At 66.4% G+C, this 26787-nt stretch carries 22 protein-coding genes, 1 tRNA gene and 1 pseudogene; 13 read left to right on the top strand and 11 right to left on the bottom strand.

The window, feature by feature from the left end:
- Positions 1-34 precede the first annotated feature (34 nt).
- From AC1RQF_RS05990 to AC1RQF_RS05975, 4 genes are all read left to right on the top strand, one after another.
- Entirely contained in the window at positions 35-3019 is a 2985-nt protein-coding gene (locus tag AC1RQF_RS05990) for an ATP-binding protein (protein WP_492871519.1), read from the top strand.
- Between the two features lie 99 nt (positions 3020-3118).
- Positions 3119-3322 (top strand): hypothetical protein, encoded by a 204-nt coding sequence (locus AC1RQF_RS05985; protein ID WP_273998991.1) that lies wholly within the window; start codon positions 3119-3121, stop codon positions 3320-3322.
- A gap of 223 nt (positions 3323-3545) precedes the next feature.
- Complete coding sequence (locus AC1RQF_RS05980; RefSeq protein WP_273998989.1) at positions 3546-4211, top strand: response regulator; 666 nt, start codon at positions 3546-3548, stop codon at positions 4209-4211.
- A gap of 96 nt (positions 4212-4307) precedes the next feature.
- Entirely contained in the window at positions 4308-7391 is a 3084-nt protein-coding gene (locus AC1RQF_RS05975; RefSeq protein WP_492871518.1) for an ATP-binding protein, read from the top strand.
- 46 nt (positions 7392-7437) lie between these two features.
- Here the strand turns inward: AC1RQF_RS05975 and AC1RQF_RS05970 are convergent, their stop codons facing one another.
- The 11 genes and pseudogenes from AC1RQF_RS05970 to AC1RQF_RS05920 all read right to left on the bottom strand — a co-directional run bounded on the left by AC1RQF_RS05970 (position 7438) and on the right by AC1RQF_RS05920 (position 16843).
- Positions 7438-8088 carry a LysE family translocator gene (locus tag AC1RQF_RS05970; protein WP_492871517.1) on the bottom strand — a complete coding sequence of 217 codons (651 nt, stop codon included), beginning with the start codon at positions 8086-8088 and terminating at the stop codon, positions 7438-7440.
- A 592-nt stretch (positions 8089-8680) separates the two neighbouring features.
- The gene (locus tag AC1RQF_RS05965; RefSeq protein ID WP_492871516.1) at positions 8681-9427 is read right to left on the bottom strand and encodes a hypothetical protein; all 747 of its coding nucleotides are present in this window, start codon (positions 9425-9427) and stop codon (positions 8681-8683) included.
- A gap of 50 nt (positions 9428-9477) precedes the next feature.
- Positions 9478-10200: an arsenical resistance protein ArsH gene (arsH, locus tag AC1RQF_RS05960; RefSeq protein ID WP_492871515.1), complete on the bottom strand. Its 723-nt coding sequence runs from the start codon at positions 10198-10200 to the stop codon at positions 9478-9480.
- Positions 10193-10615 carry an arsenate reductase (glutaredoxin) gene (arsC, locus tag AC1RQF_RS05955; protein WP_273998981.1) on the bottom strand — a complete coding sequence of 141 codons (423 nt, stop codon included), beginning with the start codon at positions 10613-10615 and terminating at the stop codon, positions 10193-10195. Before arsC ends, arsH begins: the two co-directional genes overlap by 8 nt.
- A gap of 67 nt (positions 10616-10682) precedes the next feature.
- Positions 10683-11756 (bottom strand): ACR3 family arsenite efflux transporter, encoded by a 1074-nt coding sequence (gene arsB, locus AC1RQF_RS05950; protein WP_492871513.1) that lies wholly within the window; start codon positions 11754-11756, stop codon positions 10683-10685.
- A gap of 35 nt (positions 11757-11791) precedes the next feature.
- Positions 11792-11872, bottom strand: a pseudogene (locus AC1RQF_RS05945) (ArsI/CadI family heavy metal resistance metalloenzyme); the annotation flags it as partial.
- Positions 11869-12204, bottom strand: coding sequence for an ArsR/SmtB family transcription factor (locus AC1RQF_RS05940; RefSeq protein WP_273998979.1), 336 nt, complete (start codon positions 12202-12204; stop codon positions 11869-11871). The pseudogene AC1RQF_RS05945 and the gene AC1RQF_RS05940, both read right to left, overlap by 4 nt.
- Before the next feature lie 258 nt (positions 12205-12462).
- Positions 12463-12539, bottom strand: a tRNA-Met gene (locus AC1RQF_RS05935).
- Positions 12540-12665: 126 nt separating this feature from the next.
- Positions 12666-14324, bottom strand: coding sequence for an MFS transporter (locus AC1RQF_RS05930; protein WP_492871512.1), 1659 nt, complete (start codon positions 14322-14324; stop codon positions 12666-12668).
- 221 nt (positions 14325-14545) lie between these two features.
- The gene (locus AC1RQF_RS05925; protein WP_273998967.1) at positions 14546-16099 is read right to left on the bottom strand and encodes a sensor histidine kinase; all 1554 of its coding nucleotides are present in this window, start codon (positions 16097-16099) and stop codon (positions 14546-14548) included.
- Between the two features lie 15 nt (positions 16100-16114).
- On the bottom strand, positions 16115-16843 hold the full coding sequence (locus tag AC1RQF_RS05920; protein ID WP_273998966.1) for a response regulator transcription factor: 729 nt from the start codon (positions 16841-16843) through the stop codon (positions 16115-16117).
- 202 nt (positions 16844-17045) lie between these two features.
- On the opposite strand from AC1RQF_RS05920, the gene recA reads away from it, so the two are divergent.
- The 9 genes from recA (at position 17046) to AC1RQF_RS05875 (ending at position 26436) form a co-directional block, all read left to right on the top strand.
- Positions 17046-18119 (top strand): recombinase RecA, encoded by a 1074-nt coding sequence (recA, locus tag AC1RQF_RS05915; RefSeq protein ID WP_273998965.1) that lies wholly within the window; start codon positions 17046-17048, stop codon positions 18117-18119.
- Positions 18119-18910, top strand: coding sequence for a recombination regulator RecX (recX, locus tag AC1RQF_RS05910; protein WP_273998964.1), 792 nt, complete (start codon positions 18119-18121; stop codon positions 18908-18910). Before recA ends, recX begins: the two co-directional genes overlap by 1 nt.
- Positions 18911-18988: 78 nt before the next feature.
- Positions 18989-19672, top strand: a complete 684-nt coding sequence (locus AC1RQF_RS05905) for a DUF2889 domain-containing protein (protein WP_274004370.1) — start codon at positions 18989-18991, stop codon at positions 19670-19672.
- A 24-nt stretch (positions 19673-19696) separates the two neighbouring features.
- Positions 19697-20878, top strand: a complete 1182-nt coding sequence (sucC, locus tag AC1RQF_RS05900) for an ADP-forming succinate--CoA ligase subunit beta (RefSeq protein WP_492871526.1) — start codon at positions 19697-19699, stop codon at positions 20876-20878.
- 70 nt (positions 20879-20948) lie between these two features.
- Positions 20949-21830 (top strand): succinate--CoA ligase subunit alpha, encoded by an 882-nt coding sequence (gene sucD / locus AC1RQF_RS05895; RefSeq protein ID WP_273998962.1) that lies wholly within the window; start codon positions 20949-20951, stop codon positions 21828-21830.
- A gap of 129 nt (positions 21831-21959) precedes the next feature.
- On the top strand, positions 21960-22673 hold the full coding sequence (locus AC1RQF_RS05890) for a TerC family protein (protein WP_273998960.1): 714 nt from the start codon (positions 21960-21962) through the stop codon (positions 22671-22673).
- A gap of 105 nt (positions 22674-22778) precedes the next feature.
- On the top strand, positions 22779-23384 hold the full coding sequence (locus tag AC1RQF_RS05885) for a pilin (RefSeq protein ID WP_492871511.1): 606 nt from the start codon (positions 22779-22781) through the stop codon (positions 23382-23384).
- 572 nt (positions 23385-23956) lie between these two features.
- Entirely contained in the window at positions 23957-25735 is a 1779-nt protein-coding gene (locus AC1RQF_RS05880; RefSeq protein WP_273998958.1) for a PglL family O-oligosaccharyltransferase, read from the top strand.
- A 239-nt stretch (positions 25736-25974) separates the two neighbouring features.
- Positions 25975-26436, top strand: coding sequence for a YjjA family protein (locus AC1RQF_RS05875; protein ID WP_273998957.1), 462 nt, complete (start codon positions 25975-25977; stop codon positions 26434-26436).
- Positions 26437-26787: the final 351 nt, after the last annotated feature.

Genomic DNA, 26787 nt, shown 5'->3' with positions numbered 1-26787 from the left:
GGCACGTCGAGGCGTTTCCTCCGATTGCATCGTCATGCCCGCCATGCACCCGAGCACCTATCACTCGATTCGCCGCTATCAGCGCATGTCGCTGCTCGGCGGGGGCGTCGTCGTCACGTTGCTCGTCCTGGTGGCGAGCGCGCTCGGCGCGGCGTCGATCCTGTACGCGCATGTCGAATCCACGCGGTACGATTTCCTGCTGGGCAAGGAGCAGGTCGTCAATGACATCAAGATCAGCGAGACCACGTTCCGCCATGGCCTCGCGCAAGCCGAGCTGGCGTGGCGGGAAGGCGCCGCCGCCGCGCGCGTCGACGCGTTTCATCGCGACGGCCTGAGGGCGGCGCTGCATCCGTATCCGGCGTGGGTGTTCGGGGTGCCCGGGGAGGTAGGCGATCGTCGCGCCGCGGCGCGCTACCTGGGCCTGTCGACCGAGCTTGCGCGGATCTGCGCCGCGCGTTCATCGAGTCGCGGCGAGCGCCTGGAGGGGTATCACTACAGTCTGCTCGGTGGATTGTTTTCGATGGCGCCGCTCGCGGGCTGGCCCGGCGCGTCGGCACCCGAGGCCCGGGCCCGTGCGCTCGACGCGTTGCGCGTGCCGTTCGCCGATGCGTCGGCGCGGCGCCCGGGCGAAGGTTCGAAGGTGTACTGGCTGCCGCCGTTCCGGAATCCCGTCACGCAGGCGCTGCGCATCCGCCTCGCGGCCCGCGCCTATGACGGCGATGCGCCGTTCGCGGTGCTGGTCGCCGAGTATCCGCCGCGGTACCTGCTGTCCTGGCTGGGCGATCACCGGTTCGACGGCGTGTTCCTGATCGCGACCGACGGGGGCGGGCTGGTCGTCGCGGATCCGCGGATCGAGGCGGATGCGCCGCTGGTCGAGCGGCTGGTCGGCGGCGCGCCGCGCGACGCCCGGGAATGGAACCGCCCGCGCTGGCGGGACGGCTTTGTCGTGTTCACGGGCCGCCTCGCCGACACCGGCTGGTCGATCACCTACGCGCTGTCGTGGCGCGCGTTCGCGGCCGGCGTCGCGCCGCAGCTTCTTGGCCTCGCCGCCGCGACGCTGCTGGTTCTCGCGGTGATGTGGGCGCTGCTGCTGGTGCTCCACCGACGCGTGCTGATGCCGCTGCACGAACGTTTGCGGCGGGTGTTCGACAGCGAGCGGCTGTGCCGGCGCGTGATCGAGACGGCGCCCGTCGGGCTCGGCCTGATTTCCTGCGCGGCGCGGCGCTTCATGTTGCGCAGCGTCGCGCTCGACGCGTTGAGCGGCCGGCTGGCGGGCGGCGAGCGGCGGCTCGGCGGCGAGGTGATGCGATGCTACGACGCGTCCGGCGCGGCCCGGTTCGAGGCCGGTACGGTGTACGACGACATCGTGGTCGAGCAGACCGACGGTGTGGCGCTGCATCTGACGATGGCCGTGCGTTGCGCGCGCTACCAGGGCGAGGCGGTGCTGATCGCGGCATTCGTCGACGTGACCGAGAAGCTGGGTCTCGTCCGGCAGTTGGAGGCGGCGGCGCGCGCCGCTGACGCCGCGAATGCGGCGAAATCGTCGTTTCTCGCGGCGATGAGCCACGAGATTCGCACGCCGCTCAACGTGATGCTCGGCAACCTCGAGCTGCTCGACCGCACGCCGCTCGACGACGCGCAGCGCGACCGGCTCGGCACGCTGAAAGCCACCTCGCGCGGATTGCTCGCGATCGTCAGCGACATCCTCGATTTCTCGAAGATCGAAGCGGGCGCGATGCCGGTCGAGATGATCGATTTCGAGATCGCCGACGTGCTCGAGCACGGGCTGATCGGCTTCGCGCCGATGGCGAGAGCGAAGGGGCTGCCCTTGTACTGTCGGTTCGAAATGAGCGTCACGCAGCGCATGCGCGGCGATCCGACGCGGCTCGCGCAGTTGATGGGCAACCTGCTCGGCAATGCGATCAAGTTTACCGAGGCGGGCGCCATCACGGTTCGCGCGACGATCGAGACGCGCGCGGCTCATGACGACGCCTTCGTGCTGTCGGTCGAGGATACCGGCATCGGCATGTCCGCGGAGGAGCAGCGGCTGTTGTTCAAGGCGTTCTCGCAGGTCGATTCGTCGATCGCGCGGCGCGACGGCGGCACCGGCCTCGGGCTCGCGCTGTGCGAGCGGATCGTGGTTGCGATGGGGGGCGTGATCGAGGTGGCGAGCGAGCCGGGAGTCGGCAGTTGTTTCACGATCCGGCTGCCGCTTCGGGCGGAGCGCGTGACGGATGCGCGAAGCTTCGCCGACGAAACCGTATTGCTCGCGGGCGAGCCCGTGTGGCGCGACTTCGTGTCTGACCATCTGCGCGCGTGGGGCCTGCGGGTCCTCGTCGATGACGGTGGCCCTCCACCCGGCGCGGTGCGGGCGTTGCTGCAGTTCGGCGCGCCGTTTGATCGCGCGTCGCGCGGCAGGCTGGCGGCGCGCGCGCAGGTCATCGTCTGCACTGGCGACGGACCGGCGCGGCCGCACGGCGATGCACAAGGCGTCAACGTGTCGCGCTACGCGCTGCGCGGCATCCAGGCCGCCTTGCGGGATGTGCTGGCCGCGCCAGTCCGGCGCAGCAGCCCGCCTGCCCGCGCGAACGATGCGCTGCGAGTGCTGGTGCGTGACGACGGGTCGATCAGCAGCCGTCTCTATTGCGAACAGCTCGAAGCGCTCGGCTGCACGGTGCGCGGCGTTTCGCGCGCCGTGGAAATCCTGGAGTTGCTGTCGGTCCAGTCCTGGGACGCGCTTGTGCTCGAAACGGATCTGCCCGACATGTCGGTGTGCGCGTTGTCCGCCGCGCTGCGGCGCGAGCGGATGCGGTGCGTGGTGATGGTCGTGACCGCGGACGCGGCGCCGGCCGATATCGAGCGCTACCTGGCGGCCGGGGTGGCAAAGGTATTCGTCAAACCCGTGACGCTCGAGCATTTCCACGCGGCGCTGCACGGCGTCGCGCGCCTGTCCGGCGCGCGTGCGCCCATGCGTGGCGATGGGGGGGCGGGGCACGCGCCGGCCGCGCAGGATGAATGACGGTCCGGCGCGGCAGGGTGCCGGAGCGTGACGGAACCGCGCGGGGCGGGCGCGCCGCTGCGGAGTGTTCGGGACCGCCGGTGGTGCGTCCCACTGACCATGAAAGGAAGAGACGTGCGTTGTACGAAACAGGTATTCGCGCTGCTGCTCGATTTTGTGACGATGCCGGAGAAATCCCGGCGGGAATTCTTGTCGAGTGTGAATGAGTGGCTCATCATGTCGCCCCGGCAGAGACGACGCATGATCGATGAATGGGAGCAGAAGACGGATCGCGGCGCGTCGCGCGCGAAGGACGACGGATGAGGGGCCAACCGGCCGCCAAGGGGGGCGCGCCAGGCTGCGCGGCGGTGCGGAAGAAGGCGGGTGCCAGCCCATGACCGCATCCGTGTTCGGGCGGCTGACGCGTGTAATATCACGTTGAATCCGTGCAATTCAACCAGCACTTCGCTCACAATCGTCCAGGCTCGCTGTCGCGGGCGGCGGATTGGCCCGCGGCGGATTCGCGGGGTGCTACCGGGAAGCAATCATGAAGGAATTCTGTGTTCGTGTGATGGTGGCGGATGATCATCCGGCGGTCGCGCTCGGCATCGCGCAGGCGATGAACGGGATCACGACGATCAAGCTGGCTGGTACGGTCTCGAATTCGACCGATCTGGTCACGGCGCTCGACGCGCATTCGTGCGACGTGCTCGTCCTTGACTATGTGATGCCGGGCGGCAAGTACGGCGACGGCCTCGTGCTGCTGTCGTTCCTGCAGCGGCGATATCCGGCACTGCGGATCGTCACGATCACGATGATCGACAACCCGAGCGTGCTGCGCGCGATCCAGAAGCAGGGCGTGAGCTGCGTTCTCAGCAAGTCGGATGCGACCTCCCATCTGGTGGGGGCGGTGCATGCGGCCTACGTGCGTGGCAATTACCTGTCGCCGTCGATCAAGAAGCTGCTCGACAACGTCGAGCTGAGCGGCACGACGCGCGAGCTGACCGCCCGCGAGATCGAGGTGGTGCGGCTGTTCTGCGCCGGCTATACGGTTGGCGAGATCGCGACGCAGCTGCATCGCAGCAAGCAGACCATCAGTTCCCAGAAGTCGAGTGCGATGAAGAAGCTCGGCATCGTGCGGGATGCCGACCTGATCCGCTACAAGGGCGACGTCGACGTATCGTCGTCCGGCGACGTTTCGGTGGGGAACTAGGTCGGGGAGCGCGGCGCGGCGGCCGGTGCATCCCGCCGCCGCCGCAAGGGCATCCGGCCGCCGCGCAGATCGGGCGACCGATAACGACGACATCACATGCCAGGAAAACTGAAGCACCTGCTGACGCACGGCATGGCGGCGGGCGGGGTGGCTTTCGAACCCAGACGGATCAAGCGCTACCAGCATTGGCTGTTGTATGGCGGCGGCGTCGCGCTCAGCGCGTTCATCCTGCTGTGCGCGCTGCTCGTCGCGCGACTCGAACTGCACGACTACTTCAGCCGGAAACGCTCGGAATTCCTGCAGCGCGAGGCCCAGTTGCGTGTCGAGATGCAGCAAAGCGAGGCGCGGCTGATGCGCGTCGCGCGTTACGCGGAGCTCGTGTGGGACGGCTGGGAGCAGCGCGGCGCGGCGTCGTCCGAGTCCTCCGGCCAGCCGGTCGGCAGCCTCGTCGTCCGCGATGAACAAGGCGGTGTTCAACTGGCGCCGCATCTGCTCGCGGAGTTGCAGGCGAACCACGGCAGGCTGGTGTTGCGCGACGAGGGCGGCGAGCCTCGTTTCGTCGCGCTCGCGGCCTTGTCGGCGAAGCGCCCGGCGAGTTACTTCTCGCCGTACATCGCGACGTTCCTGCGCCAGCAGGAGATATTGCCGGACCAGCTCAAGCGCAACCCACGTCCGTTTCCGGGCGCTTATTTCATGAACCCCGAAGGGGATTTCATCACGACCATCGGCAGGCAGTCGGCGGCCGCGCTGGCCGCGATGTCGCCGCAGAGCGTGCCGGCGCTGAGCCGTGCGCTGAACCCGGATCTTGGCCACGCCGATTCGGCCGTCGAGCCGCAACGCCGCTTCGGTGCGATCTGGACCGGCCCGGACCGCGATCCGCTGCTGGGGCGCGATATCGTGCATCTGGCCCAGACGGTGTTCGATGCGAAAGGGCGGCCATTCGGGACGTTCTCGTTCGTCGGCCCCGACCGCTTGCGCGATATCGACCTGCACCACGAACCGGGCGAGACGATCGCGGTCATCGACGCGCGCGGCCGGACCGTGGCCGGTGGCGCCTTGTCGCGCGAGGCCCTCGACATCGCGCTGTCCGCCGAGCGCGGGTCGCCCGATGGTGTGGTCGAGGAAGGCAACGCCAATGGCGTGTTCGTGATCGGCGACGACCTGCCGGAGTCGGGCTGGAAGCTGGTTTCCATGTTCACCTGGCGCACGGTGGCGCTCGCGCTGGCGCCGCGGTTCGCGATGATCGCGGCGTTCGCGTTGTTCGGCTTCGGGCTGCTGTGGACGGGCATCGTGCTGTTCGACAGGCGCGTGCTGCGGCCCGCGCACACGCGCGCGATTCGCCTGATCGAGAGCGAGTCGCTGAACCGTACGCTGATCCGCACGGCGCCCGTCGGCCTGACCTTGCTGTCGCTCGCGGACGGCGACGTGATGGTCCGCAACGACACGATGCTCGCGTACCAGCAGGCGCTCGACGGCGTGTCGCTGGGCAAGCGCTTGTGGCATGCCTATCGCGAGGCGGAAGCGCGCGGCGGCAGGGGGGCGAGACAGGTCGTCGGTCACGAGTTGTCGATCGAGCTGCGCGACGCGGGGCTCACGCACCTGACGACCAACATCGTGCGCGTGAAGTACCGCGGCGTCGACGTGCTGCTGTGCACGCTGCTCGACATCACCGCGCGCAAGCAGGCCGAGCACACGCTGCGGGAAGCGCGGGAGGCGGCCGACCAGGCCAACAAGGCGAAGTCGACCTTCCTCGCGACCATGAGCCATGAGATCCGCACGCCGCTGAACGCGATCATCGGCTATCTCGAACTGATGGATCGCGAACCGCTGCCCGCCGCGCAGCGGCGGCGGCTGCGGACCGTCGCGTCGTCGTCGGACACCTTGCTGCGCGTGATCAACGACGTGCTCGATCTGTCGAAAGCCGAGTCGAATCAGATGTCGCTCGAAGTGATCGCCTTCGATCTACGGCGGGTGCTGCAGGACGTCGCCGCGATCTATCGTCCGCTGGCCGATGCCAAGGGGCTGACGCTCGAATGCCGGATCGCGGCGGAACTGCCCGACGGTTGCCGGGGCGATCCGACGCGGTTGCGGCAGGTGCTGTCGAATCTGGTCGGCAACGCGCTCAAGTTCACCAAGCGCGGCGGCGTGACGATCGATGCGCGGCTCGCGGCGCCCTATGTCGAGATCCGCGTATCGGATACGGGCATCGGGATTCCGGAGGACAGCGTGCCGGTCCTGTTCGATGTCTATATCCAGGCGGACAACTCGATCTATCGGCGCTTCGGCGGCACCGGGCTGGGCTTGCCGCTGTGCCGCCGCATCGTCACGCTGATGCAGGGCGAGATCACGGTCGAGAGCCGGCTGGGCGAGGGCTCGACGTTCGCGGTGCGCGTGCCGCTGCCGGATGCCGGGCCCGGCTGGCGCGCGATGGCGCCGCAGGAGGCGGGGGGCGGGGCGGCGACGCCTGGCGCACAGGGAGAAGCGGTGGAGGACGACGATGCACCGGTTCGCGTGCTGGTGGCGGAGGATCATCCGGCGAGCCGCGCGCTGCTGCGCGATCAGTTGAATGAGCTGGGCTACGATGCGACGATCGTCACGAACGGCAGCGAGGCGCTGCGCGCGTTTTTCGAGGGGCGCTACGACGTGGTGCTGACCGACCTCGGCATGCCCGAACTGGACGGCTATGCGCTCGCGACCTGCCTGCGCGAGCAGCGCGCGAACGTGCCGGTGGTGGCGATGACCGCGCATGCGACCGAGGCCGAGCACCGGCGTTGCGCGGCGGCCGGCGCGGCCGAGGTGGTGTTGAAGCCCTTGTCGATGGCGACGCTCGACAGCGTGCTGCGCCGGCATGCGGCCGCGCGGCGTCGCGCGGCGACCGCCGAGGCGGATGCGGACGCGGCCTGCGTGCTGACCGCGGAGATTCGCGATGCGCTGGTCGCCGCGACGCGCCGCTCGTTGGCCGTGATCGCCGGGGCGTTGCCGGGCGGCGAAGCGGACCTGATCCATGTCGAGCTGCACTCGATGGCGGGCGGCTTCGCGCTGGCGGGCAACGATGCGATGACCCAGCAATGCGCGCGGCTCGAACGCGCGGTGAAGCAGGACGGTGCGGCGGCGATGGCCGCGACCTGGGACGCGTTCCGCGCGCAGGTGGAGCAGGCGCTCGGGAAGCTGGCCGCGTAGCGCGGCGGCTTCTTCGGAGAACCTCGCGTGGGCGAAGGTCGTTGGGTTAGGCGGTCGGTTTGCGGAACAGCGCGAGCAGGACGCCGAAGGCGATCATCAGCGTGCCGCTCGCGCGGTTGAGCCACTGGAAGCCCTTGGGATGCGTGGCCAGGATCCGCAGCCGCGAGCCGATCAGCGCGTAGATGGCGATGGCGACCACTTCCAGCAGCAGGAAGGTGGCGCCGAGGATCGAGAAGCTGGCGCCGTAGCGCATCGGATCGACGAACTGCGGGAAGAACGCGGTGAAGACCAGGATCGCCTTGGGATTGCCGATCGCGACGTAGAACTCCTGCTTGGTGTGGCGCTTGAGCAGCGCGGGGCGGCTGAGCGGTTCGGCGGCCGATGCGTCGGGCGGCGGCGCGGCCGGATCGACGGGTTTGGCACGCAGCATCTTGATGCCGAGCCAGACGAGATAGGCCGCGCCGCCGAATTTCAGCAGCGTGAACAGCGTCTCGGACGCGATCAGCAGCGCGCCGAGGCCGAAGCCGGTGATCGCGATCATCAACGCGAAGGCGAGCAGGCGGCCGGCCGAGGCGAGGACCGCATGCAGCGCGCCGCTGCGCGCGCCGTTCGACAGCGACAGGACGTTGTTGGGGCCGAAGGCCATGTTCAAGGCGAAGCAGGCCGGCAGGAACAGCAGGTAGGTGTGCGAGGACATGGCGACGGCGCGGGGGATGGGGTCGAGGGGGAGATTGGAGTCTAGCGTTTTGAAAGGTGGATGTGTGGAGCGGGCGGGTCGGCTCGGGGGATGCGAGGCGGGTGGGGTTGCCCCGGCAAGGGGCCGAGGGCTGCGCGCGTCGGAGAGGAGCGGCTGAAATGAAGAAAGCCCTTGAACTTCTCTCGAAGATTCAAGGGCTTTCGGAGTTTGGTGGCGAATCAGGGATGAAATTCCATTTTGTGAAAATGTCATTCTGAATCAACCACTTAACCCCATTCGGCAGGTCGGGTTTTTGGAAAAAACGGACCCGCCAAATGCCTCACGTTCGCCACCAGCCCGGAAGGCCAGTGTTGGTGCGCAATTCGCGGGATTCGGATGTCCGGTGCGGCTGGGTGGAATTGCCCCGGACACCTATCCCGGACGGCTGAAACCCTCGTCAAATAAGGCTGTGTCCGGGGAAAATTAAAAATTTCGGCAGGTAAGCAGCCTCGCCAATCGAATATTGCTTTGGTATCGATGCATTGCGTGCCGAAGCATCTATTTCACGTCAGCTACTGGCTGGAAGGCTCTGGGACTGAATCCAATGGGACGCCTAGACGTCAATCACATCTGCTAGAACTTGTTGCCTGCAATCATCGTTTGACTGGCGTTGTGCCGAAACGAGTGACCGATCAGAGACAACAGTTGGGCCATCTTGTTCTGCCCTGTTCGCTTTCTCAACCGCGGGTGCTGCTGCGGACATGAACCGTTTTGTGGCTGAGATGTCGGTAGAGAGGTCGAGGGTGGCCACCGCAATGAAGCCAAATAAGCCGGTCCAGCAAAAGAGTACAGCAGCCGTCAGCCACGATAGTGGGTGCTGCGTATAGAAATACCACGGGCTGAAAGTAATATTAACTGAAATCGCGTATGCCACGAGCAATGCAATTCTCTTCCATTTTCTTTGGCGATCCGTAGTGTAGGGGGCTCTGAATGCAAATTCGCCAGTTTTCTCATCAAATTCGACAAGATGCCGAACGGTTTTCATCAAGGTAAAGGCCGTTAGCGGGGATTTTGAATTGAGAATGCACAGTATTTCTCGATACTCGTATAAGGTGCCGAAAATTGCGCGAAAATGCTGCTCAACCACAAGACGGTTACGCTTTTGAATATCGAAAGATAAGAGCGACGCCAGTCGATCCAGCTTTGCTTGCTCTAAACTCTGCGGTCTAGTCCTTTCTTTCCAGCGCATCTGAAGGCCGGCGATCAACCCCGCTGCAATAATGGATGCTAGCGTTGAAACAATTCCAGTAACAATGACGTCGGTGAAGTGTTGGACTGAAGTAATCATATTGATCGACATTTTGATTGGACATCCCGGACATCCCGGACACAGTCCGCCTGGGGCCGGTTCTAGATACTCCGCTGATTCACGCGCCGAGAAAGGTCTTCGGCGCTTTCCTTTCGCTCGCTGTATCGGTCGACCAGATAGGGGCCGATGTCTCGGGTCAGCAGAGTGAACTTGACCAGCTCTTCCACGACGTCGACGACGCGGTCGTAATAGGCCGATGCCTTCATCCGGCCCGCTTCGTCGAATTCCGAGAATGCCTTGGCCACCGACGACTGGTTCGGGATGGTCAACATGCGCATCCAGCGTCCGAGCACGCGCATCTGGTTCACTGCGTTGAACGACTGCGAACCGCCGCTGACCTGCATCACCGCGAGCGTCTTGCCCTGCGTCGGCCGGACGGCACCGACCGACAACGGAATCCAGTCGATCTGGGACTTCATGATCCCGGTCATCGCGCCGTGTCGTTCCGGCGAGCACCAAACCATGCCTTCCGACCACATCACCAGTTCACGAAGCTCGACCACTTTCGGGTGGCTCTCGGGGGCATCATCGGGCAGCGGCAGGCCGCTCGGATTGAACACACGGACCTCGGCCCCCATCACCGTAAGCAGGCGCCCGGCTTCCTCGACCAGCAGCCGGCTGAATGAGCGCTCACGCAGCGAGCCGTAAAGCAGCAGGAGTCGGGGCGGGTGAGTCGACGGTGCCGCCGGTCGTAGTCGCGTGGCGTCCGGCGCGCGAAACAGCGTGACGTCGAGGTGAGGCAGATCGTTCAATTGCTCAGACACGCCTGCCCTCCGCGTCGATCACAACTTCACCGTCTTCTTTGCTGAACGGTCCGATCTGTGGGTTCGGCAGGATATCCAGCACGGCTTCCGACGGCCGGCACAGCTTCGTGCCGATCGACGTAACGACGATCGGCCGGTTCATCAGGATCGGATGCTGCCCGATGAAATCGAGCAGTTGGTCGTCAGTCCACTTCGGATCGCCCAAACCCAGCTCCGCATAAGGCGTGCCTTTTTCCCGCAGCACCTCACGCACGGTCAGGCCGGCATCGGCCAGCAGCTTGGCCAGCGTTTCCCGCGAGGGCGGAGTCTTGAGATACTCGATGACAACCGGTTCGTCGCCGCTGTTGCGGATCAGGGCCAGCACGTTGCGCGATGTGCCGCAGTCCGGGTTGTGATAGATCGTGATGTCGTTCATGCCGAGATTCCTTGCTTCGATAGTGGGGCGGCGTCAGCCAGACGAGCGGGGCGCATCGGTGGACATGTCAGGTCCGGCACTCGTACCAGCCCTTCGACTGGTTCACGACGCGCACGACCAGCAGCATCACCGGCACCTCGATCAGCACGCCGACGACGGTTGCCAGCGCTGCACCGGAATGGAAACCGAACAGGCTGATCGCGGCCGCGACCGCCAGCTCGAAGAAATTCGATGCGCCGATCAGTGCTGACGGGCACGCGATGCTGTGCTTCTCGCCGACTGCGCGATTGAGCCAGTAAGCCAGCGCAGAGTTGAAGAACACCTGGATCAGGATCGGCACCGCGAGCAGCGCGATCACCAGCGGCTGCTTGAGGATCGCTTCGCCCTGGAACGCGAACAGCAGCACGAGCGTGGCCAGCAACGCGGCGATCGACCAGGGGCCGATCCTCGTCATCGCAGCGTCGAATGCCGCGTGGCCGCTCACGAGCAGCTGTTTGCGCAGGATCTGCGCGATGGTCACCGGGATGACGATGTAGAGCACGACCGACGTGAGCAGCGTCGCCCACGGCACCGTAATCGCGGACATCCCGAGCAGCAGCCCGACCAGCGGCGCGAACGCGATCACCATGATGCTGTCGTTCAGTGCGACCTGCGACAGCGTGAACAGCGGATCGCCACTCGTCAGTCTGCTCCAGACGAACACCATGGCCGTGCACGGTGCGGCGGCCAGCAGGATCAGGCCGGCGATGTAGCTGTCGAGCTGCTCGGCCGGCAGCATCGGTGCGAACAGATGCCGAATGAACAGCCAGCCGAGAAACGCCATCGAGAACGGTTTGACGAGCCAGTTCACGGCAAGCGTGACGCCGATGCCTTTCACGTGCTGACGCACTTCATGCAGTGCGCCGAAATCGACCTTCACGAGCATGGGGATGATCATCACCCAGATCAACAGCCCGACCGGCAGATTGACCTGCGCATATTCCATCCGGCCGATCTGCTGGAACAGACCCGGCAGCAACTGACCGAGCGCGATGCCGGCGACGATGCACAGCGCCACCCAGACGGTCAGGTAGCGTTCGAAGAAATTGATGGAAGGCTTGGCAGCGGCCTTTTCCGGAGGGGCAATGTTGGAGGTGTTCATTGGATCGGCATCAGTCCTGAAATCGCTGGTGGCCGCTCGGCGCCGAACAGCGCCGAGTAGAAGCGAATGGTGCAGGCGAGATCGGCGACGCCGACGTGAACATGAAAGCGTTTCATGATTGGTGTTCCCTGGACGTCGAACAGGCGGCTGTCGGCAAGCATGGGTTGCCGCCGCAGCAGTTCTCCGTGAGGTACGCCAGCAGCCCGTTCATCGTTTCGAAGTTCGCGCAGTAGAAGACGAAGCGGCCTTCTTGACGACTGGTGACGAGCTGCGCATGGGCCAGTTCCTTCAGATGAAAGGAGAGCGATGACGGAGGCACATCCAACAGCGTGGCAATCTGCCCGGCCGGCATGCCTTCCGGTCCTGCCTGTACGAGGGCGCGGAAGACCGCGAGCCGGGACTCGTGGGCGAGTGCCGCGAGGGCGGCGATAGTTTGGTTCGTTTCCATGTTTCGATAATAGTCGAAACATGGAAACGATGCGTGGTGCCCGAATAATTTTCTGTCCCACGACTTCGCGGATGGGTCAGTGGATGTCGGCGGCCGCGTCGCAGTGGCGCTGCGTCGTGGGGGGATGAATTCCGGGAGGGGGAGGCTGCCCCGTAGCGTGACGGGACATTTTCGTGGTCGATATTAGACAGTGTCTAATATCCGGCGTTGGCGCAAAAGAAAAAGGGCCTAGCATCGCTGCTAAGCCCTTGAATATGTTGGTGGCGAATCAGGGATTCGAACCCCGGACCTGCGGATTATGATTCCGTCGCTCTAACCGACTGAGCTAATTCGCCAACAGAAGCGAGATTATGCTGATGCCGAGGAGGAGCGTCAAGCCCTTTTTCTCGATTCCCTGAAAAATCCACCTTTGCCCGGTTCGCGGTCTGCCTGGGCCGACGAGCCGAACCGGGCTCACCCCATCAATCCCGCGCGTAGATATCCGAGTCCTTGGTCTCCTTGACGAACAGCAGCCCGATCACGAAGGTCGCGAGCGCGATCACGATCGGATACCAGAGCCCCGAGTAGATGTCGCCCCGCGCCGCCACGATTGCGAACGCGGTCGCCGGCAGGAAGCCGCCGAACCAGCCGTTGCCGATGTGATAGGGCAGCGACATCGACGTGTAGCGGATCCGGGTCGGGAACATCTCGACCAGCATCGCCGCGATCGGCCCGTACACCATCGTCACGTAGATCACGAGAATCGCCAGGATCACGACCGTCATCGGCCAGTTGATCTGCGACGGGTCGGCCTTGGGCGGGTAGCCGGCGCTCTTGAGCGTGGTTGCCAGCGTCTTGTCGAACACCTTGGCTTTTTCCTTCGCGTCCGGGGCCTTGCCGTCGTAGGTGTCGATCACCGTGTCGCCGACCTTGATCTGCGCGGGCGTGCCCGCTGGCGCCGCGACGTTCTCGTAGTTGAGGCCCGCTTTCGCGAGCGCGCTCTTCGCGACGTCGCACGAGTCCGTGAACTTCGCGGTGCCCACCGGGTTGAACTGGAACGAACACTGGGTCGGATCGGCGATCACCGTGATCGGCGCCTTCTGCGTCGCGATCTCGAGCGCCGGATTCGCGAAGTGGGTCAGCGCCTTGAACAGCGGGAAGTAGGTCAGCGCGGCGATCAGGCAGCCGGCCAGGATGATCGGCTTGCGGCCGATCCGGTCCGACAGCGAACCGAAGAACACGAAGAACGGCGTGCCGATCAGGAGCGCGATCGCGATCAGGATGTTCGCGCTCGCGCCGTCGACCTTGAGCGTCTGCGTGAGGAAGAACAGCGCATAGAACTGGCCGGTGTACCAGACCACCGCCTGTCCGGCCGTCAGCCCCACCAGCGCGAGGATCACGACTTTCAGGTTCTTCCACTGCCCGAACGCCTCGGTCAGCGGCGCCTTCGAGGTCTTGCCCTCGGCCTTGATGCGCAGGAACACCGGCGATTCGTTCAACTGCATCCGGATCCAAACCGACACCGCGAGCAGCAGGATCGACGCGACGAACGGCACGCGCCAGCCCCAGGCGCCGAATGCCTCCTCGCCGATCGATTCGCGCACGCCGAGAATCACGAGCAGCGACATGAACAGCCCGAGCGTCGCCGTGGTCTGGATCCACGAGGTGTAGAAGCCGCGCCGGTGCGCCGGCGCGTGCTCGGCCACGTAGGTTGCCGCGCCGCCGTATTCGCCGCCGAGCGCGAGGCCCTGCAGCAGCCGCATCGCGATGAAGATGACGGGCGCCGCGATGCCGATCGTCGCATAGCCGGGCAGGAAGCCGACCACGAAGGTCGACACGCCCATGATCACGATCGTGATCAGGAAGGTGTGCTTGCGGCCGACGAGATCGCCGAGACGGCCGAACACGATCGCGCCGAACGGCCGTACCGCGAAGCCCGCCGCGAAGCCGAGCAGCGTGAAGATGAAGGCCGCGGTGGGGTTGACCCCGGAGAAGAAGCTCTTGCTGATGTAGGCCGCGAGCGAGCCGGCCAGGTAGAAGTCGTACCACTCGAACACCGTGCCGAGGGACGACGCGAAGATCACCTTCTTCTCTTCGTGTGTCATCGGCGAGTGCGAGATGTGTCCGCCTATCGTTGCCATGAAGTGTCTCCAATATTGACATGCGCATCGGGCCCGCTCGTTCCGGCAGGCCTCGCGTTGATTATTGGAATGGAAACTTACGGCGTACTGACTCGGCCGGTCAAAATTTCGAGGAAGTAAATTCTTTCATGTTCGTCGATTGACGGCTAATTGTTGAGCTACGTCGTTTAAAAATCGAAAATCACTGGGTGTGAGTCACATCCGGGGCGGCGCTCTCAGGGTTAATCCGGGGCATGGCCGCGCAGCGCCAGGCTGACCCGCGCCAGCGTGCCCGCGAGGCGCGGCGAGGCCTGGTAGACATGGTCGTCGAGCGTCAGCGTGCCGCCGTGCTGCGCGACGATCTCGCGGACGATCGAAAGCCCGAGGCCGCTGCCGTCGCCCTCGCGGCCGAGGATCCGGTAGAAGCGTTCGAGCACCCGCTCCCGTTCGTGCGCGGGGATGCCGGGCCCGGTGTCCTCGATCTCGACGTCGACGCGGCCCGCCTCGCGCGCCGCGCGCACCCGCACGGTGATGCGGCCGCCGTCCGGCGTGTAGCGGATCGCGTTGTCGATCAGGTTGCCGAGCATCTCGCGCAGCATCACCGGGTGGCCGTCGATTTCGAGCGGCGCGCCGTCGTTCTCGTCGGGGCCCTCGTAGCCGAGATCCATCCGTTTCGCGAGCGCGGCCTGCACCCAGTCGCGCACCGCGAGCCGCGCGAGCGTCGCGATCGCGACCGGTTCGAGCGTGAGCCCGGTCGCGCGGTTCTCCGCGCGCGCCAGCGCCAGCAGCTGGGTGACGAGCCGCGCCGCCTGCCCGGAACTCGTCGCGATCTGTTCGAGCGAACGCGCGACCTCCGCCGGCACCTCGTGCCGCAGCGCGAATTCGGCCTGGGTGCGCAGGCCCGCGAGCGGCGTTTTCATCTGGTGCGCGGCGTCCGCGATGAAGCGCTTTTGCAGCGCCATGTTCTGTTCGAGCCGCGCGAGCAGATCGTTGAACGAGGTGACGAGCGGCTCGATCTCGGGCGGCGCGCGCTGCGCCTCGACGGGCGACAGGTCGTCCGGGCGGCGCCCCCGGATGTGCGCCTGCAGTGCGGCGAGCGGCGCGAGGCCGCGCGACAGCCCGAACCAGACGAGCAGGATCGCGAGCGGCAGGATCACGAATTGCGGCAGGATCACGCCCTTGATGATGTCGTTCGCGAGCGCGTTGCGCTTGTCGAGCGTCTCGCCGACCTGCACGAGCACCGGCTGCGTACCGCGCGCCTGCGGCAGCGCCACAGTCGTATACGCGACGCGGATGTCGTTGCCGCGCAGCAGGTCGTCGCGGAACACCACGACGCCGGGCGGCGGGCGGTCCTCGTCGCGCGGCAGCGGCATGTCGGCCTCGCCCGACACCAGCTCGCCGCGCGCACCGAGCACCTGGAAGTACACGCTGTCGACATTGTCGGCGCGCAGCAGGTCGAGCGTCGCGGGCGGCAGCGTCAGCTCGGCCACGCCGTTGACCGGCGTGATCTGGCGCGCGAGCACGTAGGTGTTGGTTTCGAGCGCGCGGTCGAAGGGCCCGTTCGCGATCGTCTTCGCGACCAGATAGGTGACGGCGATGCTCATCGGCCACAGCAGCAGCAGCGGCGCCAGCATCCAGTCGAGGATCTCGCCGAACAGCGAGCGCGGGCGCGCGGTTTCGGCGGGCTCGATGTCGTCGGGCGGGGCGAACGGGTTCGCGTAGCGGGCGTCGCGCGCGGCATCCGCCGCGTCGGCGGCGGGCGGCGCGCGGCGGGCGGAGCGGGCCGGGGTGGCCATCGCGGCGGCCGCGCGTCAGCGCAGCGACGGGCTCGCGGCGGCTGGCACGGGCGAGGCTGCAGTACCCGGCTCGGCCGGCGCGGCTTTTTCGAGGCAATAGCCGAGGCCGCGCACGGTCGTGATGCGCACGCCGCTCGGTTCGATCTTCTTGCGCAGCCGGTGTACGTAGACCTCGATCGCGTTGTTGCTGACTTCCTCGCCCCATTCGCACAGATGGTCGACCAGCTGCTCTTTCGATACGAGCCGGCCGGTTCGCTGCAGCAGCACCTCGAGCAGGCCCAGTTCGCGCGCGGACAGGTCGAGCACGTGGTCGTTCGCGTAGGCGAGGCGCCCGACCTGGTCGAATGCGAGCGAGCCGTGGCGGAACACGCTCGGGCCGCCGCCCGCGCCGCGCCGGGTCAGCGCACGCACGCGGGCTTCCAGCTCGTTCAGCGCGAACGGCTTCGCCATGTAGTCGTCCGCGCCGAGGTCGAGCCCTTTCACGCGTTCGTCGACGCTGTCGGCGGCGGTGAGGATCAGCACGGGCAGGGTGGAATTGCGGGCGCGCAGCCGGCGCAGCACGTCGAGGCCCGGCATGCGGGGCAGGCCCAGGTCGAGGATCAGCAGGTCGAAAGCCTGCATCGACAACGCGGTGTCGGCCTCGATGCCGCTCTTCACATGGTCGACGGCATAGCCCGATTGGCGGAGTGACCGGGTGAGACCGTCCGCGAGTATGCTGTCGTCTTCGGCAATGAGAATTCGCATGATGCGCACCGATAGCCGGCCGCAGGCGCGGGCGCAGCTGTCTCCGCTGTTGTCGGGTGGATGCAGCATCCGCATCGCGGGCTTGCATAAACCACTGTTTTTTTATACAGTGTCTGCATTCGTGCACCTAACGGCTCATCCGGGCCGGGTCAGAGCCGGTGCATCCGTATCAGACGCTGCTCATCATAGCAAAGGACGATTCATGGAAGATAGCAAGAAGGGTTCCGGGATGACCGCGGAAAAGAGCAAGGCGCTGGCGGCTGCGCTCTCGCAGATCGAGAAGCAGTTCGGCAAGGGCTCGATCATGCGCCTCGGCGCAGGCGAAGCGGTCGAGGACATCCAGGTGGTGTCCACGGGCTCGCTGGGTCTGGATATCGCGCTCGGCGTCGGCGGCCTGCCGCGCGGCCGGGTGGTCGAGATCTACGGCCCGGAATCGTCCGGCAAGACCACGCTGACGCTGCAGGTGATCGCCGAGATGCAGAAGCTCGGCGGCACGGCGGCGTTCATCGATGCCGAGCACGCGCTCGACGTGCAGTACGCGGGCAAGCTCGGCGTGAACGTGCAGGAGCTGCTGATCTCGCAGCCGGACACGGGCGAGCAGGCGCTCGAGATCGTCGACGCGCTGGTGCGCTCGGGCTCGATCGACATGATCGTGATCGACTCGGTCGCGGCACTGGTGCCGAAGGCCGAAATCGAGGGCGAGATGGGCGATTCGCTGCCGGGCCTGCAGGCCCGCCTGATGTCGCAGGCGCTGCGCAAGCTGACGGGCACGATCAAGCGCACCAACTGCCTCGTGGTCTTCATCAACCAGATCCGGATGAAGATCGGTGTGATGTTCGGCAACCCGGAAACCACGACGGGCGGCAATGCGCTCAAGTTCTATTCGTCGGTGCGTCTCGACATCCGCCGGATCGGCTCGATCAAGAAGAACGACGAGGTGATCGGCAACGAGACCCGCGTGAAGGTCGTGAAGAACAAGGTCTCGCCGCCGTTCCGCGAGGCGATCTTCGACATCCTGTACGGCGAGGGCATTTCCCGTCAGGGCGAGATCATCGATCTCGGCGTGCAGGCGAAAATCGTCGACAAGGCCGGCGCCTGGTACAGCTACAACGGCGAGAAGATCGGCCAGGGCAAGGACAACGCGCGCGAATTCCTGCGCGAGAATCCGGAAATCGCCCGCGAGATCGAGAACCGCATTCGTGAATCGCTCGGCGTGAGCGCGATGCCGCAACGCGTGGCGTCCGAGGCCGCCGAAGTCATGGACGACGAGGAGTGATGAGACGAAGCCGGCGCGACGCGGGTTCGCCGGACGCGGAACGGCAGACGCCGGCCCGCCCGGGCACCGCGGCGCGCGCGCCGGGTTCGATCGAAGGGCGGCCCTCGGGCCGCCCGCTGGCGAGGGCATCGGTTGATGCCCTCGCGTCGTTTGAGCCGGCCGAAACGGATCCGTTCGGCGTCGATCCGCGCGAGGCGTTCGATGCGCATGATCGCGCGCGCGCCGCGGACGGCGGTGATGTCTATACCCGCACGAGCCAGTCGCCGCGCCGCGGCGCGCGGCGCGCGACGGCGCGCGGTGAAAGTTTCGAGGCGGTCGCCGACGGCGCGCCGCAAGCGCCTGCCCGCTCGCTGAAGGCGCGCGCGATCGGCTATCTGTCGCGCCGCGAGTACAGCCGCACGGAGTTGGCGCGCAAGCTCGCGCCGCACGTGGAGGAAAGCGACGATCTCGACGCGCTGCTCGATACGCTCGAGCGCGAAGCCTGGCTGTCGGACGAGCGCTTTGCCGAAAGCCTCGTGCATCGGCGAGCGTCGCGCGTCGGTTCGGCGCGGATCATGAGCGAACTCAAGCGGCACGCGCTCGACGATGCGCTCGTCGAGACCGTCGGCGCGCAGTTGCGCGACAGCGAGTTCGCGCGCGCCCAGGCGGTGTGGCGCAAGAAGTTCGGCGTGCTGCCGCAGTCGCCCGCCGAGCGCGCGAAGCAGATGCGTTTTCTCGCGATGCGCGGTTTTTCCGGTGCGACGATCAGTCGCTTGCTGAAGGGCGACGACGACGTGTACGTCGACGATTGAGCGGCCGTCCGGCGCGCGCTGCTTTGCTGCGCTGCACCGAAGCGTCCGCGCCCGGCCCCATGCGGCGCGGCGCGAACTATCTCGAATACCCAGTATGCTAAAATCCCTGGGTTTTCCTCTTCGGCCTCATCCTCCCGCATGCCGCTATCCGAGCCCGTACCCCGCCAGTTGCGACATCGACGCGCAATCCGGGCGGAAGCCTACGAGCGTGCCGACGGCTTGTGGGATATCGAAGCCTGCCTGACCGACCACAAACCGCGCGATGTCGCGCTGGCGGCGGGCATCAGGCCGAACGGCCTGCCGATCCATGAGCTCTGGCTGCGTATTACCGTCGATCGCGGGCTCACCATCGTCGACGCCGAGGCATCGACCGACTGGGCGCCCTATCCCGGGCAATGCGAAGCCGCCAATCCCGCCTACCGGGCCCTTATCGGGCTCAATCTCCTCGATCACTTCCGCCGTGATGCGTCCCGACTTCTGGGCGGCATCGCGGGCTGCACGCATCTCACCGAGCTGTGCGCGGTCCTGCCGACTGCGGCCATCCAGGCATTTGCCGGAGATGTGTGGAGCACGCGCGAGGGCAAGGGCGGCGAAGCCGCGACCGAGCCGCCGTTTCAGCTTGGTCGCTGCCAGGCGCTGCGCTTCGACGGCGAGGCGGTGCGGCAGTTCTATCCGACCTGGTTCGGCGCGAGCCGGCCGGAGCGGAGCGGCGGGCGCGGCTCAGAGAATCAACCGGAAATCGTCACAAGAAGCGACTTTTAATCGACTTTTTATCCAACTCTCAGACTGAAGGAATCACGCATGAAGATTCACGAGTACCAGGGTAAGGAAATCCTGCGGAAATTCGGTGTCGCGGTACCGCGCGGCAAGCCGGCGTTTACGGTCGACGAGGCCGTCAAGGTCGCGGAAGAGCTGGGCGGCCCGGTGTGGGTCGTGAAGGCGCAGATCCATGCGGGCGGCCGCGGCAAGGGCGGCGGCGTGAAGGTCGCGAAGTCGCTCGAGCAGGTTCGCGAATTCTCGAACCAGATCCTCGGCATGCAGCTGAAGACGCACCAGACTGGTCCGGAAGGCCAGAAGGTGAACCGTCTGCTGATCGAGGAAGGCGCCGACATCAAGAAGGAACTGTACATCGGCATCGTGATCGATCGCGTCTCGCAGAAGGTTGTCGTGATGGCGTCGAGCGAAGGCGGCATGGACATCGAGGAAGTGGCCGAGAAGACCCCGGAAGCGATCCACAAGGTCGCGGTCGAGCCGTCGAAGGGCCTGCAGGACGCGGAAGCCGACGATCTCGCGAAGAAGATCGGCGTGCCCGACGCATCGATCCCGCAAGCGCGCGAAATCCTGAAGGGTCTCTACAAGTCGTTCTGGGAAACCGACGCGTCGCTCGCCGAAATCAACCCGCTCGTCGTCACCGGCGACGGCAAGGTGATCGCACTCGACGCGAAGTTCAACTTCGATTCGAACGCGCTGTTCCGCCACCCGGAAATCGTCGCGTACCGCGATCTGGACGAAGAAGATCCGGCTGAAGTCGAAGCGTCGAAGTTCGACCTCGCGTACATCTCGCTCGACGGCAACATCGGCTGTCTCGTGAACGGCGCAGGCCTCGCGATGGCGACGATGGACACGATCAAGCTGTTCGGCGGCGAGCCGGCGAACTTCCTCGACGTGGGCGGCGGCGCGACGACCGAGAAGGTCACGGAAGCGTTCAAGCTGATGCTGAAGAACCCGGACCTGAAGGCGATCCTCGTGAACATCTTCGGCGGCATCATGCGCTGCGATGTGATCGCGGAAGGCGTGATCGCAGGCTCGAAGGCGGTGAACCTGAGCGTGCCGCTCGTCGTGCGCATGAAGGGCACCAACGAGGACCTGGGCAAGAAGATGCTCGCCGAATCCGGCCTGCCGATCATCTCGGCGGACAGCATGGAAGAAGCCGCGCAGAAGGTCGTCGCGGCAGCCGCGGGCAAGTAAGGCGCTGCATTGCATTGAACACGCAGGGCGGCGCGCGATGTCGCGACGCCCATCGAACAGAGGTCAATACATGTCGATTCTGATCAACAAAGACACAAAGGTCATCACGCAGGGTATCACCGGCAAGACTGGCCAGTTTCACACGCGCGCATGCCGCGAGTACGCCAACGGCCGCGAAGCATTCGTCGCGGGCGTGAACCCGAAGAAGGCCGGCGAGGACTTCGAAGGCATTCCGATCTACGCGAGCGTGAAGGAAGCGAAGGCCGAGACCGGCGCGACCGTGTCGGTCATCTACGTGCCGCCGGCAGGCGCCGCGGCTGCGATCTGGGAAGCGGTCGAGGCCGATCTGGATCTCGCGATCTGCATCACGGAAGGCATTCCCGTGCGCGACATGATCGAAGTGAAGGACCGCATGCGCCGCGAAGGCCGCAAGACGCTGCTGCTCGGCCCGAACTGCCCGGGCACGATCACGCCGGACGAACTGAAGATCGGCATCATGCCGGGTCACATCCACCGCAAGGGCCGCATCGGCGTGGTGTCGCGCTCGGGCACGCTGACGTACGAAGCGGTCGCGCAGCTGACGGCGCTGGGCCTCGGCCAGTCGTCGGCGGTCGGCATCGGTGGCGATCCGATCAACGGTCTCAAGCACATCGACGTGATGAAGATGTTCAACGACGATCCGGATACGGATGCGGTCGTGATGATCGGTGAAATCGGCGGCCCGGACGAAGCTGCGGCAGCCGAGTGGATCAAGGGCAACATGAAGAAGCCGGTGGTCGGCTTCATCGCCGGCGTCACGGCGCCTGCGGGCAAGCGCATGGGCCACGCCGGCGCGCTGATCTCGGGCGGTGCGGATACGGCCGAAGCGAAGCTGGAAATCATGGACGCGTGCGGCATCACGGTCACGCGCAATCCGTCGGAAATGGGCCGCCTGCTGAAGGCTGCGCTCTAAGTCACGGATCGCTCCACGAAAAACGCCGGCTCCGCCGGCGTTTTTTGTTATTCTCGCGAAACATTTTCGTAAGGTGACGGACGCGGCGTGGTTGCATTCGTCGTCCGGTTCACTTCCTGCGGCTCATCCATGTTCGAATTCCTCGCAACGCTTCACTGGGGCGCGGTCGTTCAGATCGTCCTCATCGACATCCTGCTCGGCGGCGACAACGCGGTCGTGATCGCGCTCGCCTGTCGCAATCTGCCGAGCGAGCAGCGGGTGCGCGGCGTGCTGTGGGGGACCGCCGGCGCGATCGTGCTGCGCGTCGTGTTGATCGCGTTCGCGGTCGTGCTGCTCGACGTGCCGCTCCTCAAGTTCGCGGGCGGCATCCTGCTGCTGTGGATCGGCGTTCGGCTGATGGCCCCGGCCGAGGAGGGCCACGAGAACATCCGGCCGGCCGACAAGCTGTTGAGCGCGGTCCGCACCATCATCGTCGCCGATGCGGTGATGAGCCTCGACAACGTGATCGCGATCGCGGGCGCGGCCGAGCAGGCCGACCCGTCGCATCGCATCGCGCTCGTGATCTTCGGCCTCGTGGTCAGCATTCCGATCATCGTGTGGGGCAGCACACTCGTGCTCAAGATGCTCGATCGCTTCCCGATCATTGTCACGTTCGGCGCCGCGCTGCTGGGCTGGATCGCGGGCGGGCTGATGGTCAACGATCCGGCGGGCGACCGCTGGCCGCTCCTCGACACGCCTGCCGCCGTCTATGGTTCGAGCATCGCGGGCGCGCTGTTCGTGGTGCTGATCGGCTATGCGCTCAGGAAGCGTCGAGCCGCGCCGGGCCACGCGGATCCACACTGAGCCCGAGCCGCGTCGGCCGTCCGGCCGACTGTCCGCTGACGCGGGCGCTGGCTACGATCGAAGCGCCTGCCGTCCTGGCAGGCGTTTTCGCTTGAGGAGCCTGCGATGTTCGAAGCCTTTTCCGTTTGCCTGTTCCGCCGCCTTGCGCGGCGCTCGCGTGTTGTGCGCCGCGGGTTCGCCCGCCGCGGGATCGCCCGCCGCACCGGATTCACGCTGATCGAGTTGATGATCGTGCTGGCGATCGTCGGCGTGATCGCCGCGTATGCGATTCCCGCCTATCGGGATTATCTGACGCGCGGGCGGGTCGGCGAGGGGCTCGCGCTCGCGGCGCCGGCGCGTCTCGCTGTGGCGGAAAACGCGGCGAGCGGGGCCGGCCTCGCCGGCGGCTATGTCGCGCCGCCCGCGACCCGCAATGTCGACGCCATCCGGATCGACGACGACACCGGCCAGATCACGATCGCGTTCACGTCGCGGGTCGCGCCGGCGGGCGCCAATACGCTGGTGCTCGTGCCGTCCGTGCCCGATCGCGCGGAGGCGCCGAGCGGGCGGGTGGCGCTCGCCAAGGACGAGGCGCAGGCGGGCACGCTTGCTTGGGAGTGCTTTGCGGAGGGCAAGCGCGCGTCGTCGCTGCCCGCGCCGGGCGCGGGGCCGCTGCCGGGCGATGCGCCGACTCTCGCGGGCCGGCTCGCGCCGCCGGAGTGTCGCACGTAGGCGGCTGTACTCGTTGCTTGCTTCGGGGTGTGGTCGTGCCTGGCGGGCCTATCCGGTCGGCCGCATCTCGCCGGCTACGCCTCGTTGGTCATATTTCGCCGGCCACACTTCGCCCGCCGCGCCTCGTTGACCGCACCTCGCGGTCCCACCTCGTCAGCCATGTCTTACCGGCCGCACCTCGTCGGCCGCGCTTCGTCGGCCGCGTCTCGCGGGCCCCGCCTCGTCGGCCACGCCTCATCAGCCACGCTTCGCAGGCTACGCCTCGTCAGCCCCACCTCGTCGGCCACGCTTCGTCGGCAGCGTCTCTCGTCCCACCTCGTCGGCCACGCCTCATCAGCCACGCTTCGCCGGCCACGCCTTATCAGCCACGCTTCGTCAGCCATGCCTCGCCGGCCTCACCTCGTCGGCCCCCGCCAGCGCACCTCGCCGACCGCATCTTCGCGGCGGCCGCCGGCAGTTCGCGCGTTTCGGCGCAGACCGTGCTGCGCATCTGCGTCACAGGGTGCGCGACGCCCCGCACAGGAGAAGGTTTTTTTTGTATAGTGCGCCGGTTGCCGACACCCGGTTCGCTCATGCCTTCCATCTTTACGCGGTCTCTTTCGCTCGTCGTACTCGCCGTCGCGCTGATCCTGCCTTACGCGGTCACCAACCATACGTACCCGATCCCGACCTTTTATTCGGAATTCACGGCATTTGCGCTGTACGCGCTGCTCGGCGCGACGATCGTGCTGCTCGCGCGCAGCGCGGGGCCGGCCGAGCCGTTCGCGGCGCCCGCGGCGCTGATCGCTCCGCTCGGTTTCGGCGCGGTGCTGCTGGCGCAGGTCGCAGGCTTGCCGCTGCATCAGCCGTCGATGAACTGGCTGGCGCTCGGTTACCTGCTGACGGCGCTCGTCGCGATGCAGTCGGGTTATGCGCTCGCGCGCGCCCAACTGCGCGACGAGACCTTGCGGATGATGGCCGGGGCGCTGATCGTCGGCGGGCTGTTCGCGGTGTTCTGCCAGATCGCGCAGCTGTATCGGCTCGAGGATGCGTTATCGCCGTTCGTGGTCACCTATGGCGTATCGGTCGCGCGGCGGCCTTACGGCAACATGGCGCAGGCGAACCATCTCGCGACCTACATGGCGTTCGCGCTCGCGGGCGCGCTCTACCTCGTGCAGACGCGACGCCTGCGCGTGTGGGTGTGGGGCGCGCTGTCGGTGCTGCTGTCGATCGGGCTGGCGTTGACGGTATCGCGCGGCCCCTGGCTGCAGGTAGGCGTGATGGTGGTGGCGGGCTTCTGGATGGCGTTCGCGGAACGGCGCGATGCGCCCATCGGGGCGACGCGTCGCGCATGGCTCATCCCGGTGGCGCTCGGCGTGCTGTTCGTCGCGGTCAACGTCGCGGTGCGCTGGGCCAACCTGCATTTCCAGCTTGGGCTGGCCGAATCGGCGGCCGACCGGATGCGCGACGCCGGCCAGATCACGCCGCGGCTCGCGTTGTGGAAGTACGGTCTCGCGATGTTCCGCGAGCATCCGCTGCTCGGCGTCGGTTGGGGCGAGTTCCCGATCCATCAATTCGAACTGGTGCGCCGTCTCGGCGGCGTCGAGATCGCGAACAATTCACACGACATTTTCATCGACCTGCTCGCGAAGTCGGGCGTGCTCGGCCTCGGCGTGCTGATCGCGAGCCTCGGTCTGTGGTTCGCTCGCGTGCTGCGCGAACCACAGTCGAGCGGACGCGTGTTCGGCGTGGCGCTGATCGGCATCCTGCTGATGCACGCGCTCGTCGAGTATCCGCAGCAATACACGTTCTTCCTGCTGCCCGCGATGTTCGTGATCGGCCTGCTCGACACCCGGCCGCTGCGCTTCGTGCCGGGCCGCGTCGCGTTCGCGCTGCTGGCCGTGCTGTCGTTCGGCGGCTTGCTGGTCGCGTATCCGGTGCTGCGTGATTACCAGCGCGCCGAGGTGCTGTACTACGGCGCGAATCCGGCGGAGCAGTATCGCGAGGCGCCGTCGTTCCTGTTCCGCGCATGGGGCGATTACGGCGCGGCCACGCTGATGACGATCTCGCGCGACGATCTGCCCGCCAAGCTCGCGGCGCACGAGCGCGCGATCTCGCTGCTGCCGGGCGAGACGGTGCTGCGCCGCTATGCGGTGTTGCAGGCGCTCGATGGCCGCGAGGCCGACGCGCTTGATACGGTGGAGCGGCTGCATATTTTCGCGAAGCAGCTGCATGACTGGCCGACCCAGCTCGCGGGGCTGTATCGCCTGCTCGATGCGCAGCCGTCGCTCAAATCCTTCAAGACGGCGGTGTACGCCCAGTATGGCGAACCGCCCGCCCAGTCCGACGATGAGGACGACGACGACGATTGAGCGCGTCGCGCGCGCACTGCGGCATCGATCAGGAAAGCCGCCGATCCGTGGCCCGGGCCATGTCGATCGGCGGCTTTTTTACTGACCGGGCGGAACCGTTTCCGGGCGGATGCGCGCGGCTCGCCCAGCGGGGCGACGCTCGCCTCGGATCGTGGCGCGAGCGCTTCGCGCGAGTCGTTCAGGTATGCTTGAGGCCGCCGTCCTCGACGGTCGACTGTCCATAGCCATAGGGAGAACTCATGAAGGCGAACCCATACCGCAGTACGGTTTTCGGCGTCCTGTTCGCGGCGCTCGTGCCGTTGTCGGCTGCACACGCCCAGCTCGGCGACATGCTGAAGCAGGCGACCGGCTCGGGCGATTCATCGAGCGCGCTCGGCAATCTCGGCGGCATCGGCGGCGCGCTGGGCGGCTCGTCGCTGACCTCGTCGAGCAGCAGCAACGTCGCCGGCGTGCTGCAGTTCTGCATCAAGAACAACTATCTCGGCGGCGCGGGCGGCGGCGGCGCATCGTCGGTCAAGGATGCGCTGATGAGCAAGCTGGGCGGCGGCGCCTCGTCGGACAGCGGCTATACGAGCGGCGCGAGCGGGATCCTCGACGCGGGCAACGGCAAGACGCTGGATCTCAGCGGCGGTGGTTTGAAGGAGCAGGTCACCAAGCAGGTTTGCGACAAGATCCTGTCGCAGGCGAAATCGCTGCTGTAACACCGTTGCGCAAGCCGGCGGCTAAGGTGGTCGCCGGCATTCGCGCATGCGTTGGCGCGCACGCCGTTTGCGATGCCCGCGATGCATCGTGGGCCGCGTGTCCATCGCACGCGACGCGGCCCCTCGCCGAGCCGCCGATCTTCACGCGTGTCGATAGGGTGTCGACCTGATGCCCGTTCATGCGGCGTAAGCACGTCGCTCATTCTTTCCCGAAGCCATTTTCAACATTTCGGCCAGGCGCGCCAGCCCGTGGGCGACATGCGCGCCGACCACGGGCGGGTGTGCATCCGCTGCGTCGGCTGAGCGCCGGCAGGGGCAATGCACACCGGGACGACGGCCGGAGGCGCTTGC

The organism is Burkholderia sp. GW821-FHT14F03 (genome assembly GCF_058803765.1).
This window is presented reverse-complemented; position numbering and strand designations above follow the sequence as displayed.